At 41.1% G+C, this 4137-nt stretch carries 3 protein-coding genes and 1 pseudogene; 2 read left to right on the top strand and 2 right to left on the bottom strand.

The features are described from left to right. Positions 1-116: 116 nt before the first annotated feature. Positions 117-794, top strand: a pseudogene (locus tag ACFSR0_RS03200) (HAD family hydrolase); the annotation flags it as partial. Positions 795-843: 49 nt separating this feature from the next. After that, positions 844-2073, top strand: coding sequence for an MFS transporter (locus ACFSR0_RS03195; RefSeq protein ID WP_379979846.1), 1230 nt, complete (start codon positions 844-846; stop codon positions 2071-2073). Between the two features lie 133 nt (positions 2074-2206). Here the strand turns inward: ACFSR0_RS03195 and ACFSR0_RS03190 are convergent, their stop codons facing one another. Together ACFSR0_RS03190 and ACFSR0_RS03185 are read right to left on the bottom strand one after the other, a co-directional pair. After that, positions 2207-3616: an NAD-dependent succinate-semialdehyde dehydrogenase gene (locus ACFSR0_RS03190; RefSeq protein ID WP_379979844.1), complete on the bottom strand. Its 1410-nt coding sequence runs from the start codon at positions 3614-3616 to the stop codon at positions 2207-2209. A 261-nt stretch (positions 3617-3877) separates the two neighbouring features. Beyond that, on the bottom strand, positions 3878-4018 hold the full coding sequence (locus ACFSR0_RS03185; RefSeq protein ID WP_379979842.1) for a hypothetical protein: 141 nt from the start codon (positions 4016-4018) through the stop codon (positions 3878-3880). Between the last annotated feature and the right edge of the window lie 119 nt (positions 4019-4137).

The raw sequence follows: 4137 nt of genomic DNA, 5'->3' as shown, positions 1-4137 counted from the left end.
CTTCGGTATCCCGTATCTCAGGCAAGAAGAAACTACATTTGGGTCAAAGGGTTTTAAGTCCGTAAGGACTCAGAACCCCGCGACTTAAGTCGTGGGAGGTTCAGTTAGATGATACCCTTCTTGATTTTCATGCTGGGGAACAGCAGGGGTTGGTTTCCGTTTTTGAAACCTTTCAAACCCGACCATTGCAGTTTTCCGATTGGTTTGCTACTTATCAGCAAGTGAATCAAGACACTTGGCGGCAAATTGAACAAGGCGCGTTGGCACAACCATTGCTTGATGAACGATTTGCCAAAACCTTTGCCGCTTTTCACCAATCGATTGATGGTGCTCAAGCAGAAACTCATTATCGCCATCTTCTGGATACCAACTATGCGATTTTTCCTGGTTCGAGGGAACTACTAACCCAATTGTCTCAGACCGGGATTCACTTGGTTGCCGGGACGAATGGCAAAGCGACCACTCAATACCAACGGCTTGCCCAAACAGGGTTTGATCAGTATTTTCAACAGATTGTGATTTCCTCTGAAATTGGTCATGCAAAACCGAGTCGCGCGTTTTTTGAGTTTATTTTTCAGCTTTACCCAACCTATCAACCAGCAGATTTCTTGATGATTGGAGATTCCTTGCATTCAGATATTGCCGGAGCCAATCATGCTGAAATTGATAGTGTTTGGCTGAATCAAACAGACTTGACCCATGATTCTTCGTCTATTCACCCTACGTATCAGGTTCATTCGATGGCTGAATTGGCCCAACTCCTTTGCACAAGCATTCCTCATACAACTTCTTGATGCTTCCAATAGGATATATGCATCATCTAAAATGAAAGGAGTCCGGATTATGATTCATTTGCATTCTTTAAAAAACTTGCCGACCTGGAGACGCAATTTGTTTGTCTTATGGTTTGGCGTATTTATGACAGGTATGGGCTTAAGTGAGGTCTTACCTTTTCTTTCTTTATATATTGATGAGTTAGGTACATTTACTAAATCTTCACTGACGATTTACAGTAGTCTCGTCTTTTCAGCTGCTTTTCTTGTCATGGCCCTCGTTTCTCCTTTATGGGGGCGACTGGCTGATAAAAAAGGGCGCAAATTGATGTTACTAAGAGCCTCTTTTGGGATGGCTGTGGTGTTCTTTTTGATGGGATTTGTCACAAATGTATGGCAATTAATGGCTTTGCGTGCCCTACAAGGAGCCTTTGGTGGCTTCATTTCAAATGCGAATGCCCTGATCGCCGTTCAAGCACCCAAAAATCGCGCGGGTCAAGCTTTGAGCATCCTCGTAACGGGGTCAACGGCCGGCACTTTGTTAGGTCCGTTATTGGGAGGTGTCCTAGCAAGCGTCTTTGGTTATCGCTTTTCCTTCCATATTACTGGGGTTATCCTCTTTGTGGTGTTTTTATTGACCTTCTTTTTTGTCAAAGAAGATGTCTCGACCTTCCGCTTAGCAGCTGACCAGCAAAAGCAAGCAACAGAGCCGACCAAGAATTTGCAGACGGTTATTCAAAATCGCTTTGTCCTTTTTTTATTACTAACAACCTTGAGTGTGCAAATCGTCAATTTAGCAATCAACCCCATTCTTAGCTTATTCGTCAAAGAACTAATAACAACTGGAGGAAATATCACCTTAATGGCTGGGTTTGTGGCGGCGATGCCAGGTATTTCAACTATTATTGCTGCACCAACATTTGGCAAATTAGGGGATCGTTATGGGACGACCAATATTCTGTTTTTTGGCTTTGCCTTTGCCTGTATCATTTTCTTTTTAACTGGATTTGTTCACAGCATTACGGGATTGCTGCTTTTACGATTTCTGACAGGCATTTCTGATGCTGCCCTGATTCCTTCCATTCAAACCCTATTAACCAAAGAGACACCCCAAGCAGACACCAGCTTGATTTTCTCTTATAATCAAAGTTTTCAATCCATTGGGAGTGTTATGGGCCCGTTAGCAGGTGGTGTATTAGCCAATCTATTTGACTACAATGGTATTTTTTTCTTTTCAAGTATCCTTATGCTTCTCAATCTCGTTAGTTTTTACGTTACTAGAAAAAGGCAAGCACACTAAAAAAGATGCACACAAGCAATGATATGGGGGACTCTGCCGAATCCCCCCATGCCCACCACTAGCAAAAATAGTGGTTTCGTTCGCTGTGTGTATCTTTTTTTGTTTTCACTGAACTGTGATGCTCGTGGTTTGTTTAAACAAAGCCACCAAACGCATCATTGAGATCAATTGGTTTTTCGCGTGTGACCAAAATTTCTTGGTTCATAAAGGCATCTATCCCTAATGTACCTAGTTCCTTACCATAGCCAGAACGCTTCACTCCACCAAATGGCAATTCTGGTAAAGTACCACCGTAACTGTTTATATAGACGCAACCTGTCTCAATTTGAGCCGCTACTTCTTCACCATGAGCTGGATCACCAGCGAACACAACCCCACTTAATCCATAAACGGAGTCATTCGCCAATTCAATAGCTTCGGCTTCATCTTTTACTTTGTACACTTCGCCGACAGGACCAAAGAATTCTTCATAATAAGCTGGATTGTCTTTCGTAATATCTGTCAAAATAACAGGATAAAAGAAGGCGTCGTCCCCTTGGTTTTTACTCATATCGCCGTAGCTTAAAGTTGCCCCATTTGCGATGGCTTTTTCCACTTGTTGCACCAAATCTTTTTTGGCTTTTGCTGAATTTAATGGTGCCAGCGTTGTTGCTGGGTCAAATGGATCACCAGTTTTGGCTTCTTTGAAGGCTTCTGTTAACATTGTTAGTACTTGATCGTAATTGTTTTCAGTCACGATAAAACGTTTGGAAGAAGTACATACTTGACCGGCATTATACAAACGCGCTTGACCGATAAATTTTTGGATTTCGCTTAAATCTGCATCTTCCAAAATAATGAATGGGTCACTACCACCAAGTTCCAATGAACTCCGTTTTAGATTTTTTCCGGCTTCTGCTGCAACCAATTCCCCAGCTCTTTCAGAACCAGTCAAGGCAACCCCTTGCACACGCTTGTCACCAATAATCGCACTTACTTGATCATAGCTAACAAACAAATTCGTTGCTGCACCTTCTTCAACCCCTGCAGCAAGCAAGAATTTTTCAAAGGCTTCTGCTGAGCCTGGTGTATTGCTGGCATGCTTGTAGACCATTGGGTTTCCTAATAAATAGTTTGGAGCAAACACCCGCATTAATTGATAGATTGGAAAGTTCCAAGGTTCAACGGCCATTAGCACACCAATTGGGCGTGGCACAATTTGGGCATTCCCCATGCGAGAATCAAATGCTTTCGGTGCAGTCAAGCTTTCGGCATTTTCAGCATAATATTTAGCAATTTCTGCAGAAATAATCACTTCGCCTTGCGCTTCTTTGAATAATTTTCCCATATCACGTGTAATAATTGTCGCTAATTCATCTGTATGAGCATAAAAATAGTCACAAACTGCTTGCAATTTTTTGGCACGCTCTTGAACTGGTTCTTTTTTCCATGCTTTATAGTTTGCATGCGCCTTTGCCAAAACTGTTTCTACTTGTTCATCCGTAAAATTATCGTACGTTTTTTCGACTTCTCCTGTATACGGATTGGTTGTTCGATAAGCCATAATGATCTTCCCTTCCTAACTAAATTCAATTAAAGTATAATTTACCTTTAATCTCCTATTAAGCATACGCCTTTTTGAAAAAGTTGACAATCGTTCTGTTTAGCAAATTCTCATCTTGCGGAACCAAATGCCTTCAGATACTATTTTTCACAAAATTCAAAAAGACCATTTGCTTAATTTCCGTTATTATAGCATAAAATAAACCGTTTTCAATTATTATTTTGCGCAATTTTTGTTCACTTCGCTCTTATCATCATTTTTTCATAATTCAGGATGATTGCGCATTTTCCCTTGAAAAAAATCTTGATATACTTTTACAATGGGCAATTCTTGCCATGGACTGATGACCAAATGTGGTTGACTAAAGTTATAGATAGTCCCTTCCAATGCCCCTACTGACACTCCACACGACTAAAGTCGTGGGGTTCTTAGGTAATACGTCCTAACGGTCGTAAATTTACTAAGCTATCCCCGAAAGTCCTTCGGTTTTAATATTTATGCTTGCATTAATATCTCTATCA

This window comes from Enterococcus camelliae (assembly GCF_042685105.1).
Lineage (GTDB): Bacteria > Bacillota > Bacilli > Lactobacillales > Enterococcaceae > Enterococcus_G > Enterococcus_G camelliae.
Note: the sequence above shows the minus strand (reverse complement) of the source record. Positions and strands in the feature narration are given on the sequence as shown.